We start from the raw sequence: 14,765 nt of genomic DNA on the forward strand, positions 1-14,765 counted from the left end.
GCAAAAAAACGTTAAGGCTGGTGGCTTACCAGCGTGTCACCCGTTTTATGGGCGATAAGCAGGGCGGTTTCTTTTAGTAGGGTGGCAATTCGCTGTAGCTCTTGCGGCTGTGCCAGCGTTTGAGGAAACGAGAGGCAGAAGGCCACCGCTTCATGGGTAGTCGGGTCGCCGATTGCGCAACTGACCGAAGCGGTATCGGCCACGGACTCATTCACCGCGCTGGCAAAGCCAGCTTCTCTGGTGCGGATGACTGCCGCCATCAGTTTTTCAACCGTATGGGGGCTGCCGTTAAGCTGCGCGGCAACCTGCGGGCTGCTGAAGAAGGCCTGCAATTCGCTTTCGCTCAGGCGGGCCAGCAGCGCGCGGCCGGTGGAGGTCCCCCAGGCGGGCGAGCGGGAGCCAGGCCAGGTCACCACCGGCAGCGACTGACGCCCGTGGATCACCCGCAGTACCAGGATCTCCTGGTTATCCAGCATTGAGATATAACCGGTATAGCCGGTGCGTTCGCACAGGGAGCGCAGAGCGTTATCCACCAGCTCGCTGAGCGGGGCCTGGCGATTAACCAGATGCGACGCAGACATAATCAGCGGCCCCGGCAGGAAGACGCCTTTCACCTCGTTCCTTTCGATGTAGCCGTAGGATTCGAGCTGGTTCATCACCCTTGAGGCGGTGCTTTTGGGCATACCCAGATGGGTAATGACATCATTGATGCGAATCCCGCCCTGGAGCGAGACCATCAATTTCAGAATGCTGGCGGTAGTATCAAGGATGGACATCGCAAAGTCTCAAAAAATGGGATTCAGTTCCATTTAATGAGTTGCAAAATGAGTGCCAATAATAACCTGTTGAATTATTTGCGATAGTAAAGATGTGCAGACGTGAACGCCCCAAAATGGGGCTCCATTATGGGGCAATGAGCAAAAAAGGAGCAGACTCAGGTTTATCGCCGTTCAGGCCTGAGCCAGCAGCGGCAGCAGCTCGCCCTGCTGATGCAGCGTCTCCAGCGGGGCGAACAGCGGCTGGGGCAGCTCAGCAGCGGAGAACCATTGCCAGCCCGCACATTTATCTGGCTCTCGCGTCTCTGGCGTGCCGCTGGTCCGTTCCGCCAGCATGAAAAGGGTCACGTAATGTTTACCTTCGGCGGTAAAAAAATCGTTGGTGAAGGTGATTTTAGCCATTTGCTCCACGACCAAACCGGTTTCCTCCAGGACTTCCCGCTGCGCGCACTCTTCCGGCGTTTCGCCAAACTCAAGGTGCCCGCCTGGCGCTGCCCAGAAATCTGCGCCGTGGCTACCTTTACGTCGGCCAAGCAGCAGCCTGCCTTCCCGTACAATCAGCACGCCTACGCCAATTTTCGGCTGGGTCATTTCTTTCTCCTTTTGACATCAAATATAGCTGCCCCGCGCCGCTTCCCGGCGCGCTGGCAGGGATCGCCCTGGTTAATCCGTGGTCCCGGCTTCGCTGGCGAACTGGCGACGATGTTCCATAATCTGCTGTAAATTGGATTCAATCCAGTCTGCCAGTCCCGTCACCTGCTCTCGTACCTGGTGCCCAATCGGCGACAGGCGATAGTCGACGTGGGGCGGAATAACGTCGTAAGCGATACGCTCAACGAAGCCATCCTCCTCCATCAGTCTGAGCGTCTGTGACAGCATTCTTTCGCTAATGCCGCCAATTTTCCTTCTCAGCTCGCTGAAGCGCAGGGTGTCATGCTGGAGTGCAACCAGGATCAGCAGGCTCCAGCGACTGGTCAGGCGTTTCAGCACGTCTCTGGACGGGCAGTTGGCGTCGAACAGTTCACCCCGCTGGAGTTTATCGCTGAACGAGGTGCAGAGAGCATCTTCATTTTTTTTCACACTAACATTCCTGTAAGTACTTACTTTTAATTAGTGTATGACATAGGCTGGTTGGGTGAAAGCGATTTACGCGGCAGCCGCCGCAAAAAATTTTAAAATGAGTACAGGAGAAACATCATGATTGCTGTAACTGGCGCGACGGGCCAACTGGGCCGCTTAGTGATTGAAGCCTTGCTGAAAAAGGTTCCTGCGGCAGACATTATTGCCGCCGTGCGATCGCCTGAAAAGGCGAAGGACATTGCCGCTCTGGGCGTGCAGGTGCGCAAAGCGGATTATTCGCAGCCCGATACCTTAGTCAGCGCGTTCAGCGGCGTGGAAAAAGTGCTGCTGATCTCTTCCAGCGAAGTTGGCGCGCGCGAAGCCCAGCACAAATCGGTGATTGCGGCGGCCAAAGAGGCAGGCGTCTTGCTGCTGGCCTATACCAGCTTATTGCACGCTGATACGACCCCGCTGGGGTTGGGTAGCGAGCACCGCAGTACCGAGCAGGCGCTGATCGCTTCCGGCGTGCCTTTTGCTATTCTGCGCAACGGCTGGTACACCGAAAACTACGCCGCCAGTATTGCTCCCGCCGTAGCGCACGGTGCCTTTATTGGTGCGGCAGGCGAAGGGAAGATTGCCTCTGCCAGCCGTCAGGATTATGCCGAAGCCGCTGCCGCCGTGCTCACCAGCAGCGGTGCCGCAGGTAAAACGTATGAGCTGGCGGGTGACACTGCCTATACGCTGGCGGAGTTCAGCGCTGAAATTGCGCAGAAGAGCGGAAAAGAGATTCAGTACGTCAATATGTCGCAGGCCGAGTTCTCCGCTGCGCTGAAGGGGGCAGGTCTGCCAGACTGGCTGGCAGAGATGCTGGCTGACTCCGATGCCGGAGCGGCGCAAGGAGCGCTGTTTGATGACGGACGCACCCTTAGTAAGCTGATTGGCCGCCCGACTACGCCGTGGCAGGACGTGGTCAGCGCGTTTGTCGCGAAGGTATAAAAGCTTTCGGGAGAGCCAGGCTCTCCCGTTGCTGGCGCCGTCAGGCTGCTGTCCGCCGGTCAATGATACGGCTGTAGGCATACACCGATAGCCCACCCAGCGTCGCGGTGATACCCAACACGGTGAAACCCGGTACGTATGAGCCGCTGTAACTGTGAAGATATTCCACCACAAAGCCAGCGGTGGTGCCGCCAAGCCCGGCGCCAATTCCATTAATCACCCCTGCAGCGGGGCCGACGGCCTCTTTTTTCACGCTGGAGGTAATAATTGACCAGATATTGGTGGTAAAACAGCTGGTTAAACAGCCAATCGACAGGGTGATCAGCGCCAGCCTGGCGGCCGGGCTGTCAATAAAAGGCAGCCCAATCAGGCAGAGACCGGCCAGGCCTAAACCGATAGCGGCAATCGCCCCGCGCTGCTGCGTTTTGTCACTGTAGCGCGAGATGGGTATCGCCAGAATAATGGCGAGGAAATAGGGCAGTGAGCTGGCTATCCCCTGAGACATACCGGAATACCCCAATGATTTCACCACCATCGGGATAAACAGCGTGATTCCCCAGAACAACATACCGTTGGCAAAATAGCTGAAGATCAGTAGCAAAAAAGGGGAGCCGCCTAAATCGGTGAAGCTGATTTTTCCGCCAGCCACTTCCGCCTCCGGTTCCGGGATATGCTGATCGGCATCGCGGCTATCCGGCTTGCTTTTGAGGAACAGCAGGAACATCGGCACGACGATAAATACGCCCAGGCTACCGGTTATATAGAAAACCCACTTCCAGCCAAGAAGATGATAAATAGGCGTCAGAATGACGAAGCCTAACGACAGTGCCAGAAACTGCCCATAAAACTGGATGATGTTAGTGCCGCGGGTGATTTCATCTTTATTAAACCAGGCCCGGGCAAAGCGGAACTGCTGCGGCCAGTAGATCCCTTCCGCCACGCCAAGAATAATACGGAAAAGAATAAGGATCGTTGGCGAGGTTATCCAGGCTGTCATGATCTGGACTACTGACCACAGCAGCACCATAGAGACTATTGTCGCTTTCGGATTGAGTTTGCTGGTGAGAAAACCGCCGAAAAAATTAGCCAGCGCGTAGCCGATCAGGAAGCCGGTAAGGGCGAAACTTTTGGTCGCCGCGCCGTCAATCCCCAAATCTTGTTCCATGCCGGGCAGGGCAATGGAAAGATTCGAACGATCCAGATAAGCCACAAACAGGCCGATCATCAGAGTGAATCCGATTTTGAACCACTTAGATTTAAACATGGTGAAATCCTGCCGTTGATTATCCGTTAGAGGGAATAGTGGTCGATCATGTCGCGGTCGACTTCGATCCCCAGCCCTGGGCCGCTGGGAACCGACATCACCGGACCTATCGTCAGATCGGCCAGACGCTCACGGAAAATATTGGGGGCGCGATCCAGCTCTAACAGCGCCGGAACCTTCGCGAGGCGAGGGACCGCCGCTGGAATCGCGGACATCAGATGTAATGTCGCGGCCAGCGAAATGCCGGACCCCCATTGATGCGGATAGCATTCAACGCCCCAGGCAGTAGCCATCAGCGCGATGTTAAGGGCTTCGCTGATGCCGCCGCAGGCGGCAACGTCAGGTTGGATAATATCGACGCAGTCCGCAGCGAGAAAATGACGGAAGCCAAAACGGCTAAATTCGGATTCGCCTCCCGCGATTTTCATCGACAGCCTGCTCTTAAGGGTGTGGTAACCGGCGAAATCATCAGGGAGGACCGGCTCTTCAAACCAGGCGATATCGAATTCTGCTACCGATTCGGCGAAACAGAGTGCTTCGTTGACGGTATAAGCGCGATTGGCGTCAATGGCGAGCGTGGCGTCAGGGCCGATCAGTTCACGTACCTGGGCGACTCGCTTTTTATCTTCCTTCAGCGTTAACGCCCCGACTTTCATTTTGAAATCACGGTATCCCTCATCAAGCGCGATTTTGGCATCCTGCTCAATCTGCCTGAAATCATCGACTGGGGAATAATAAAAGCTGGAAGCGTAAGCCTTAATGGATTGCTCCGCGTTTCCGCCAAGTAATTCAGCTATTGGTTTTCCGGTGGATTTGCCAAAGATATCCCAGAGCGCGATATCAATGCCGGACATGGCGGTAATGGCAACGCCTTTGCGGCCGAATTCACGCGTACGGTTATACAGTGTTTCCCAGATGTGGCGACGCTGGAGAGGATTTTCGCCTTTGAGCAGCGGAACAAAAAGCTCTTTAATTAACTGGGCGTTAGTCTGGGCAGGGCCGAAACACTCTCCCCAGCCACTGATCCCCTCGTCGGTTTTAACTTCCACAATGCAGATGGCACGGGTATCCCAAAACCATTGAGACATACCGAATCTCTCCGGCAGTTTATCAACCAGCACCCATGTCTTAATATCGGTGATTTTCATTTATTAACCCCTCGTAAGGATTAGGCTGTTTCTCTTCTTATTAGTTCGAGCGGCAGGATGGTCTGATTATTTTCTTGCCCGTTATTGTCTTTATTCAGCTGAGAAATCAGTTTTCTCGCTGCGCAGTAACCCACGTCATAGGTGGGTTGCGCTACCACCGTCAGTGGTTTTCTCAATATTTCGGCCCAGTCAGTATCGTCGAACCCCACCATGAAAAAATCCTCTGGCACAGACAGTTGCAGTTTTTTTACTGCATGCATAACGCTCAGGGAAATTTGTCCATTACCGGTAATCACGGCTTTTTTCTCAACGTCAGAACGGGTTAATTCCATGATAATGTTATTTATCTGCTGCCGATCGCTGACGGAAACCGGTAAATACTGCATCTTCAGTGGGGTAAAATCCTCCTGCCGTGCGATGTTGTTAAATTCATTAATTCTTTCTTTTCTTGGTGAAATGTTCCCTGGTGCTGACGACAAAAAGAGAATCTGGCCGCACTCTAAAGCTCGCAGATGTTCCACTGCAAGGCGTATGCCTTGAGCATTGTCCACCGATACCGTGTCAATCTTGCTGTTTGTTATTTTTCTTCCCACTAATACCACAGGATATTCAAGCGCAATGCCTTTAATATAATTGTCATTGCCGCCAGTGGTGTTAATGATGAAACCATCCACACCTTTGGCCGTCATTTCCTCAATAATATTTCTTTCTTTTTCTTCCGAGTCTTTGGCGTCACAAATGAAAATGGTGTAGCCTTTTTCTGAGCAACACTCCTCAATTCCCCGCAGCACATCCATCGAATAAGGATTGAAAATATCCGCCATAATCACCGCAATGGTTTTGCTGTGTGTGCTTCTCAGCGAACGTGCGATATTACTGGGCTGATACCCCATGCGCTCAATGATATCCGCTAATTTTTTGCGGGTATCCGCGCTCATGGATTGATATTTTCCATTGAGATAGCGCGACACGGTAGCGGTAGAGACACCGGCGATGTCTGCAATATCCTTAATTGATAGCTTGTGCTTCATTTTATATTTATTTAGGTAATCGATTACCTAAATATAACCATTACTTGCTCAAATACCGTGAGCCTGGTCGCATTTTAGTGAGCCGGGGTGAAAAGATTTAGCGCTTTTGACCGGGTGAAAGGGATGCTCAATACCGGGGTGAGGGAAGCGGAGGACCGGCAGGTGATATCACCTCAACCGGCACCGTTTTACTGTTGAGAAAGGATTTTTAGCGCTACTTCGCAGGCATTCGCAACGTGTAGCGAGGCGGTCTGCTGCGCCGCTTCCGCATCGCGCCGCTGTAGCGCCAGCGCCAGCTGATCGATCTCCGCAAGGCTTGAGGGCATACGCTGCGGTTCCATCAGTGAGGTGGCGCGTAGCAAATTCACCCGCGAGTGGAGGCTGGTGAGGATCTCTTTCACCAGTTGGTTACCACAGTTATCCAGCATGATGTCATACAGGGTGGTTTTCGCCTGCAACACTTCATTTTGCCCGCCGTTTTCCGCTGCTGCCCGCAGCGCCCGCGCCGCCTGCGCAAAATCGGCAATCGCCGCGTCGCTGCCGTTACGGGCAAATTCATTGGCGGCAAAACCTTCCAGTACGCCACGCAACGCGTAAAGTTCTTTTGCCTCCTGGATTGACACCATCGCGACCATTGGGCCTTTATGCGGCACGATATGCACCAGTTTCTCGGCTTCCAGCTTGCGCAGCGCCTCACGAATCGAGGTACGGCTTACCCCCAGCGATTCACAAAGCTCACGTTCAATCAGCCGCTCGCCGGGAGAAAAACGTCCCGACATAATCGCTGCCCGCAGCGCATTTTCCACCTGGTGGCGCAACGTTTCCGGCCGGATTAACCCCATATTAGCGGTCATGATTGTGTTCCTGTATGACAAAGTAATATCAGACGGTTTTATCACAGGTATTGCGCGCTCAGCAAGGTTTAGCCGGTCCGGGACGCGCCCGATATCTGTCGGTCGGACTTTATTGCTGTCCCGGACCCGGTTTCACCCACTGCGTTTTGTCTCCGCCGCCGTCTGATTACCGATTTTAGCCCGCTGGCTGGGCGTAATCCTGCGCTGAGACTTCCTCTTGCCAGTTGGTTTTCCCCAGCGAGATCGCGGTATGTAGCAAATAGCTCTCCGTCGTCGCGCCGTGCCAGTGGCGCTCGTTGGCAGGTATCCAGACGCTATCGCCGCTGCGAATCATCTGGGGCGGTTCGCCTGCCACGCAGATCCATCCCTGGCCGGCCACCACCTGCAAAATTTGGCCCTGCTCATGGGTATGCCACCAGGTGCGTGCGCCTGGTGTAAAAAATACATTATTAATGGTCACGCCCTTCGTCGTTGGCATCACTGGATCGGCCCAGACTTCGCCGGTAAAAGTGTCGCCGCGCTGTTCTGAACGTACCTGTTGCTGACGACCATGAAAAATTTGCATCTTTGGCTCCTTATTGAGTATTCGGGTAATGCAGACGTACGCCGCCGGAGATATCGCCAATGGCGTCGACGACGCGGTTACTGATCGCATCGCCATAGCCCAGTGCGGTCGCGAGGCCGAAACTGGCCAGCGGCCCTGCGCTATTCAGCGAGGCGGTTCCCAACTCGTGTAGCAGATCCGTGTACAGCACCAGATCTTTCGTCATCAGTTTGCCGGTAAGGCCGCCTTCCAGATAATCGCCGTCGACAATGCGCGGAAAGCGGTTGAGGGTAGCGAAATTGACGCCGCTACTGCTATTAAGCACCTCCAGCAGGCGATGCAGATCGAGACCGGCTTTTTTCCCCGCCACCATCACTTCTGCGGTCGCCGCGAGACTGACCGCGTTCAGGAAATTGTTCAGTAACTTGGTGGTGTGACCGGCCCCGCTGCCTCCCATCACCACGACTTTGCTGGCTATCGGCGCAAAGGCCCAGGCGATACTTTCAATGGCGCTGGCATCGCCGCCAACCATCAGGGTCAGCGTGCCTTTTTCCGCCGCCGCCGCGCCGCCCGATATCCCGGCATCAATATAGTTGACGCCTTTCGCCGCCAGCAGACCGTGTAAATGTCGGGTAGAACTGGCGGCGGCAGTACTTAAATCGACCACGGTTTGACCTGCCCGACAATAGGCCAGCACGCCGTTTTCGCCGCTAATCACGCTCTCCACCGCTTTACTGTCGGGCAGTGATAGCAGGATCAGCGGGTTGGATTCCACCAGTTGAGCAAGGGAGGAGGCGGAAGTTGCTCCAGCTCGTTCAGCCGCTCCGCTTTGCGTATCGAAGCCTGTTACCCGAATACCGGCGTCCACCAGGCGGCGCGTCATGCGCCCGCCCATATTTCCCAGGCCGATAAAACCTACTTTTCTGTTGTCCATCGTTGGTCTCCGTTATTTCTTAATGCGTAGAGAAATCGACATCTTTAGTCTCCGGCCCCATCAACGCGCCGACCGTGCCTATCAAGCCGCCCAGAACCAGCAGCACAACCGCCGTCAGGTTGAACGGCATCAGCGCGCTCAGCCACTCCATATAGAAGGCGTAAAACGAGGGCAGGATGACGGAGAGGCTGAAGCCCAGGCCGAAACCGGTCGCGCGCACGTCGGTGACAAATCGCTCGTTGATATAGGTGACGATCACGCCCCATGGCGAGGTCACCAGCACCGCCAGCAGGCACACCAGAAGCATAATGGTGGGTAATGACAGGTTGGGAACGTGCAGCAGCGCCCAGAGGATTGCCGCGCCCAGCGTGGCGATCAGCGGACCGACAATAACGAAAAAGCGTCGACGCCCAATTTTTTGTCCCAGCAGGCCGGAGCCGATATAGCTGAAAAACAGCACGCTGTAGCTAATAATCAGCGTGGCGGTCATTTCAAAGCCGCTCAGATGCAGGGTATGCAGCAGCACGCCAGTTGGCAGAAAAATGGTAATGATGTTCTGGGTTAGCCAGAAGCCGCTCATCATAATCAGCACCTGCAACAGGTTGCGGGCGCTTTTTCCCTTCAGCAGATCGTGCAAGGGCACTTTTTGGCGTATTTCTCCGCTTTCGCTTTGCCACACTTCGGACTCGGACACTTTGTAGACATAATAAAGCGCCAGCCCCGCCGCCATCAGCGCGCCAATAACGAAGGGAATACGCCAGCCCCACTGGGCATACGGTGAATCCATACCGCTTAGCGGAAAGAGGGCAAACATCAGCATGGTGACAAGGTTAATGCTGACGTAAGCGGCCGGGAATCCGGCGATAATTAACCCGCCGACAAAACCGCGCTTCTCTTTTTTTGAGTACTCGATGGCCAGCGGCATCGCACCGGTATAGCCGCCGCCAAGGAAAATACCGTCAATAAAGCGCAGCACCACCAGCAGGATATAAGCGCCAACGCCCAGCGTTTGATAGCCTGGCAGCAGGGCGATTAACAGCGTCACCACCCCGAAGCCGGATACCGAATAGATTGACGCCTTCCGCCTGCCAAGCTTATCCGCCACAATGCCAAACAGTAGCGCGCCCAGCGGGCGGCCAAGAAGAGTAGTGATAAAAACCAGTGATGCGAGAATGGTTTCCGTGGCGGTGGAAAGATTGGGCGGTTGAAAATAGAACAGCACCGGCGACAGCACAACGACCGGCAGATAAATATCGAACATATCGATGTATTCAGAAAAGAAGGCGCCTTTGATCGCGTTTTTTCTTTTCTCTTCGTGCGAATGAGCGTGAACATCATCCGCAACAGCCGTATTGGCGCTTATGCTAACCATATTGTCTCCCGTTTCTTAGCGCATCTCTGTGGATGCCTTTTCTGGGTTGGATATCCAGCGCCGCTGATAATTCGTTGCAGGGTCAGAGGACTGGATAGAGAGTTACACCGCTGCTGACTTCTCCTTTTCCCACTCGCTGATGGCGTTACTGGCAACGCGAAATGCCGCCAGGGCCGCAGGCGCGCCGCAGTAAACCGCCGTTTGCATCAGCACCGCGCGGATCTCCTCGTGGCTCACGCCGTTGTTCAGCGCGCCGCGTACGTGTACCGCCAGTTCGTGATGCTGGCTCATCGCGGTCAGCATGGCGATATTCAACATGCTGCGGGTTTTAAAATTGAGCGTTTTATCGCCCCAGATTTCCCCCCAACAAAATTCGGTCACCAGCCTCTGCACCGGACGATTAAACTCGTCGGCGTTGGCCCAGGAGCGGTCTACATGCGCCGCGCCCAGCACCTCTTTACGATGGTTAAACCCTTTCTGGAACAGCTCGCTTTCGTCCATTTTGCCTCCTTACGGCATGCGGATAAGTCCGCATTATATGATTGTAATACAATGGTTTTGCCGAAAATTTTTTGTGCTTACGCGTCGCCGTAGCCAACGATGGCTTTGATTTCAAGATATTCGCGCAGGCCTGCTTCTCCCCATTCACGCCCGTTGCCGGAGCGGCGATAGCCGCCAAACGGCGCGTGAAAATCGGGGCGGGGATAGTTGATATGCACCTGACCAGCGCGTAAGCGACGGGCGACGTTACGCGCGCGCGCCGGATCGCCGGACTGAACGTAAGCCGCGAGGCCGTAGTCGGAATCGTTGGCGATAGCTACTGCGTCATCATCGCTGTCATAAGGAATAATCGAGAGCACCGGGCCAAAGATCTCCTCACGAGCGAGGGTCATCCCGGGCGTGACGTTGCTGAATATCGTTGGGCGCACGTAGTAACCCGTTTCCAGGCCTTCCGGTTTGCCGCAGCCGCCGGCAATCAGCCTGGCACCTTCGCTGATGCCGCTGGCGATCAGTTGCTGCACGCGCGTGAATTGCGCGAGGTTCACCAGCGGCCCTAGCTGGGTTTGCGGATCGTCGGTCGGGCCGGTGCGGTAACCTGCCGCTACGCGTCTGGCTATCTCATCGACCTGGGGCAGCAGGGCGCGTGGCACCAGCATACGGGTCGGGATTGAGCAGGACTGCCCGCTGTTGGTGAAACAGCCAGCGATGCCGCGCGTTACCGCCTCTTCCAGCATGACATCGTCCAGCAGGATATTGGCGGATTTCCCTCCCAGCTCCTGCGCGACGCGTTTCACGCTATCCGCCGCCAGCTTCGCTACCGCAATCCCGGCGCGGGTTGAACCGGTGAAAGAAACCATATCCACATCAGGATGCGAGGCGAGGGCTGCGCCCACGCCTTCGCCATCACCGTTGACCAGATTAAACACCCCGGCAGGCACTCCTGCGTCATGCAGGACCTCTGCCAGTAAGAGTGTGCTGATAGGGGAGTATTCGCTCGGTTTCAGCACCATGGTGCAGCCTGCCGCCAGTGCTGGCGCCACTTTAACCATCACCTGATTTACCGGCCAGTTCCACGGCGTAATCAGCCCACAGACGCCTATCGGTTCCAGCCGGATCTGGGTAGTGCCGCGCAGCGTCTCAAAATTAAAGTTTTCCAGTACCTCAATGATGGCGTTCAGGTGTGCCGGTCCTCGCACCGCCTGGCCATCGCGGGCAAAGGTGACCGGGGACCCCATCTCCAAGCGGATCGCCTCCACAAACTCCTCATAACGGCGCTGATAGCCGTCAAGAATACGCCGTAATAACGCCAGCCGCTCCGTTACCGGGGTTGCGGCCCAGGGAAGGAACGCGCGTCGGGCGGCACTGACGGCGCGATCGATATCGCGGCTGTTACCCAGCGCCAGGCTGGCGAACGGCTGTTCCGTCGCCGGATTGATAACGCTGAACGGGCGGGGAGCATCCGGTTCGACCCAGTGACCATCAATATAAAATTGTGCAGCGTGAGACATCACGAGCTCCTGAAATTAACGGTTATCCGCCAGTAAGCGGTACATTTCGGTGTGATCGGTGGTGGCCGAAGACAATTCCGCCGCCTGATGCCATAGCGCGATACAGCTGCGGCCAAGCTGCATCGGGTAGTGCACATCGTCCGCCAGCCCCTGGGCAATATGCAGGTCTTTATCCATCAGTTTCAGGGCAAAGCCGGAAGCGTAACTGCCGCTGAGCATGAACTGCTTCACTTTGTTTTCTGAGGTATTGCTGCGTCCGGTCGAGGCATTGAGAACATCGGTCATCACCGACGCATCAATGCCAAAGCGTTGGGCGATATGCAGCGCTTCCACGGTCGCCGCCAGCCCCGCCGCCGAGACATAGTTGTTCAGCGCTTTCGCCGCGTGACCAGCGCCCGCCGCGCCGATATGCAATACGGAGCGCCCCATGGTTTCCAGTAGCGCCTGGCAGCGCGCCAGCACCTGCGCGTCACCGCCAACCAGAATCGCCAGCTGGCCTTGTTCAGCGCGCTTCACTCCGCCTGACACCGGAGCATCCAGCCACTGTAGCCCAGTCTCCTGCAGCTTTTCGGCCAGCTGGCGCGAACGCGTCGGCACCGAAGAACTCATATCAATCACCGTCGCGCCTGGGGGGAGACCTGCCGCCCATCTCCTGGTTAGCAGCACATCTTCCACAATGTCGGAGTTGGGCAGCATGGTGATCAGAACGTCGCAGGCGGCGATAGTGTCGGTGGTTAACGCGCTGGCGCCCAGCGTGTCGCTGAGCGCCGCGGTGCGGGCCTGGTCGGCATCGTGCAGGAGCAGCGTATAGCCCGCCCGCGCCAGGCAGGTCGCCATTGGCGTGCCCATCATGCCAAGCCCAATAAAACCTATTTTGCTGTACTCTTTCACTCTAACCTCTCTTAATGCAGCTCAGTTATCGCCTAACGCAGTGAGGAAAAATCGGTCGGCGCCAGAAAACTGTTTTCAATTCGTGCGACGATGGCTTTTTCCCGCTCGCTCTCCGCACGTTTCGCTATCCAGTCGCTGTCGGCCTGAAAAGCGTTCCAGCGTGCTTCACGGTCGGCCATATCCTGCCATTTCAGCAGATAGGTCAGCGTGTGGTTGTTTTCCCCTACCAGAGTGGTCCAGAAACCCACCTGCTCAATGCCATAGGTGCTGAAGAACTCCAGCGTGGTAGAGCGGAAACGTTCAAGTAGTGCCGGTAAGCGCCCCGGCAGGCAGTGATAAACGCGCAGTTCAAATAGCATGGAACCTCCCAGGTGTTCGGTAATGAATCATTGAGGGGATGGAGCCAGGTCGAGGCGGACAATCCATGCCTCCGTCCCCGGCTGAAACACGGGATAACGTTGTAAAACCTGCGGGTCATGCCCGGGGATGATGTGGTCAGGAGAGTCGGCCAGCTGCCTGACCCGTTGATAGCCCTCCATCATATCGCCGACGTTGAACACCACCGGATAAGGAAGTTGCCGATCGATATTGGCGTAATAATGCGTGGCGTCGGAAGCCAGCACTACCCAGCCCCGCTCGGTGTGAACTCTGACGATCTGCAAACCATCGGAGTGCCCGCCCACGCGGTGCAAACTGATCCCAGGCAGCAGTTCACTGTCGCCATGATGAAAACGGACCCGCCCGGCAAACAGTTTGCCGACCATCGCCTGGACATCTTCAACCGCAAAGGGATGGCGTACCCCTTCATGGCACATGTAGCGACCGGTACAGAAGGCCATTTCCTGGTCCTGAACATGAAAGGTCGCCGCTGGAAACAGGTGCTGGTTGCCCGCATGGTCATAATGCATATGCGTCACAATGACGTCTTTCACCGTATCCGCATTAATCCCTGCCCGCTGCAATCCCTCTTCCACCGGATGGGTAAGGGTGCGGCCGCGCTTTTCCGCCATTGCCGCATCAAATCCCATATCCACCACGACGGTGTGCTGCCGGCCAACAATAGCCCAGACAAAATAGTCCATTGGCATTGGGCCATCATGAATATCGCCACCAATGAAATTTTCTCTCGCCTGGCGGTCATGATGCGCATAGCGAATGGCGTAGATCTGATAGTGTTCACATTCTGCTGACATAAATCGGCCCTTTTGCGTCTGTGGAGCCTGATACGGCTGAGTTGAGCACAACCCTCCACCTTTTCAGGCGTTGCCGGTTCAGGATTAAATGTCGGTGTCTCGTTCATCACCTCTGTGCGTCGTTGCCGCTGCACAGGCGTACCAGATTCAGTAACTGTTGCGGAGTTGCTTCCCCGGTGACTAACTCATTCATTGCGGCGATAAAACTCTGGTAAGCGGCGGCGGAGAGACGTTCGCCTGCCACCTGTTTCAGCCTGCTTACCACTAATTCCGGCGAGGCTGCCCGAACGTCCTCAAGGGACTCGCTAATCACCTCGCCCTGAACGGTTTCAACACGGATTGCCGCGCCCTGACGGGCAGGGAAGGCGCTATCCAGTTCGGCGGAGAGGGTCAGCGTGGTTTTATCGATCAGACCGGCGATGCGCTCATCCGCCAGCAGCGCGTAATTCGACTCGGCAATCTCCCGCTGCGTCAGGGTCGCGGCGATGCCAAAGTAGATACTCATTTTGGCCTGCAGCGGCGTTTTAAACGGCCCGCGCCAGGCGCATCCGGGATAGTTAATCGCTGCCTGATAGGTGGAAAGCTCGATACTCTTTATGTCGTCAATACTTTTGATCCGTTTGGCCGCAGCCAGCGCGACCTGACAGGGTGACTGGGCAAAGTTACAGGCGGGGACTTCTTTGTTAAATACCGC

17 protein-coding genes are annotated in these 14,765 nt (G+C 55.8%); 1 reads left to right on the plus strand and 16 read right to left on the minus strand.

Features of this window, described 5'->3' with window-relative positions; translation table 11 throughout:
* Nucleotides 1-11: 11 nt before the first annotated feature.
* From NG99_RS14940 to NG99_RS14950, 3 genes are all read right to left on the minus strand, one after another.
* Nucleotides 12-776, minus strand: coding sequence for an IclR family transcriptional regulator (locus tag NG99_RS14940; RefSeq protein ID WP_034894431.1), 765 nt, complete (start codon nt 774-776; stop codon nt 12-14).
* A gap of 174 nt (nt 777-950) precedes the next feature.
* On the minus strand, nt 951-1,367 hold the full coding sequence (locus tag NG99_RS14945) for a nucleotide triphosphate diphosphatase NUDT15 (protein WP_034894434.1): 417 nt from the start codon (nt 1,365-1,367) through the stop codon (nt 951-953).
* Nucleotides 1,368-1,439: 72 nt separating this feature from the next.
* Nucleotides 1,440-1,856, minus strand: coding sequence for a winged helix-turn-helix transcriptional regulator (locus tag NG99_RS14950; protein ID WP_034894437.1), 417 nt, complete (start codon nt 1,854-1,856; stop codon nt 1,440-1,442).
* A 117-nt stretch (nt 1,857-1,973) separates the two neighbouring features.
* On the opposite strand from NG99_RS14950, the gene NG99_RS14955 reads away from it, so the two are divergent.
* Nucleotides 1,974-2,831: an SDR family oxidoreductase gene (locus NG99_RS14955; RefSeq protein ID WP_034894440.1), complete on the plus strand. Its 858-nt coding sequence runs from the start codon at nt 1,974-1,976 to the stop codon at nt 2,829-2,831.
* Between the two features lie 40 nt (nt 2,832-2,871).
* On the opposite strand, the gene NG99_RS14960 is transcribed toward NG99_RS14955, so the two are convergent.
* The 13 genes from NG99_RS14960 to NG99_RS15020 form a co-directional block, all read right to left on the minus strand.
* Nucleotides 2,872-4,095: an MFS transporter gene (locus NG99_RS14960; RefSeq protein WP_034894443.1), complete on the minus strand. Its 1,224-nt coding sequence runs from the start codon at nt 4,093-4,095 to the stop codon at nt 2,872-2,874.
* 26 nt (nt 4,096-4,121) lie between these two features.
* Nucleotides 4,122-5,243 (minus strand): mandelate racemase/muconate lactonizing enzyme family protein, encoded by a 1,122-nt coding sequence (locus NG99_RS14965; RefSeq protein ID WP_034894446.1) that lies wholly within the window; start codon nt 5,241-5,243, stop codon nt 4,122-4,124.
* A 20-nt stretch (nt 5,244-5,263) separates the two neighbouring features.
* Nucleotides 5,264-6,274: a LacI family DNA-binding transcriptional regulator gene (locus NG99_RS14970; RefSeq protein ID WP_072017603.1), complete on the minus strand. Its 1,011-nt coding sequence runs from the start codon at nt 6,272-6,274 to the stop codon at nt 5,264-5,266.
* 188 nt (nt 6,275-6,462) lie between these two features.
* Complete coding sequence (locus tag NG99_RS14975; RefSeq protein ID WP_034894453.1) at nt 6,463-7,128, minus strand: GntR family transcriptional regulator; 666 nt, start codon at nt 7,126-7,128, stop codon at nt 6,463-6,465.
* 175 nt (nt 7,129-7,303) lie between these two features.
* The gene (locus NG99_RS14980; protein ID WP_034894456.1) at nt 7,304-7,693 is read right to left on the minus strand and encodes a cupin domain-containing protein; all 390 of its coding nucleotides are present in this window, start codon (nt 7,691-7,693) and stop codon (nt 7,304-7,306) included.
* 10 nt (nt 7,694-7,703) lie between these two features.
* Nucleotides 7,704-8,606 carry an NAD(P)-dependent oxidoreductase gene (locus NG99_RS14985; protein ID WP_034894459.1) on the minus strand — a complete coding sequence of 301 codons (903 nt, stop codon included), beginning with the start codon at nt 8,604-8,606 and terminating at the stop codon, nt 7,704-7,706.
* Between the two features lie 19 nt (nt 8,607-8,625).
* Nucleotides 8,626-9,978: an MFS transporter gene (locus tag NG99_RS14990; RefSeq protein WP_034894461.1), complete on the minus strand. Its 1,353-nt coding sequence runs from the start codon at nt 9,976-9,978 to the stop codon at nt 8,626-8,628.
* Nucleotides 9,979-10,080: 102 nt separating this feature from the next.
* Nucleotides 10,081-10,479, minus strand: a complete 399-nt coding sequence (locus NG99_RS14995; RefSeq protein ID WP_034894464.1) for a carboxymuconolactone decarboxylase family protein — start codon at nt 10,477-10,479, stop codon at nt 10,081-10,083.
* A 77-nt stretch (nt 10,480-10,556) separates the two neighbouring features.
* The gene (locus tag NG99_RS15000) at nt 10,557-11,987 is read right to left on the minus strand and encodes an aldehyde dehydrogenase family protein (protein WP_034894467.1); all 1,431 of its coding nucleotides are present in this window, start codon (nt 11,985-11,987) and stop codon (nt 10,557-10,559) included.
* Nucleotides 11,988-12,002: 15 nt separating this feature from the next.
* Entirely contained in the window at nt 12,003-12,878 is an 876-nt protein-coding gene (locus NG99_RS15005) for an NAD(P)-dependent oxidoreductase (RefSeq protein ID WP_034894470.1), read from the minus strand.
* A 32-nt stretch (nt 12,879-12,910) separates the two neighbouring features.
* Nucleotides 12,911-13,237: an NIPSNAP family protein gene (locus NG99_RS15010; RefSeq protein ID WP_034894473.1), complete on the minus strand. Its 327-nt coding sequence runs from the start codon at nt 13,235-13,237 to the stop codon at nt 12,911-12,913.
* A 27-nt stretch (nt 13,238-13,264) separates the two neighbouring features.
* Nucleotides 13,265-14,071, minus strand: coding sequence for an N-acyl homoserine lactonase family protein (locus NG99_RS15015; RefSeq protein WP_034894476.1), 807 nt, complete (start codon nt 14,069-14,071; stop codon nt 13,265-13,267).
* Between the two features lie 106 nt (nt 14,072-14,177).
* Nucleotides 14,178-14,765 (minus strand): MmgE/PrpD family protein (locus NG99_RS15020; protein WP_198138788.1); only part of this gene is annotated, 588 nt, incomplete at its 5' end.

Origin of the sequence: Erwinia typographi, from assembly GCF_000773975.1 — a bacterium.
Lineage (GTDB): Bacteria > Pseudomonadota > Gammaproteobacteria > Enterobacterales > Enterobacteriaceae > Erwinia > Erwinia typographi.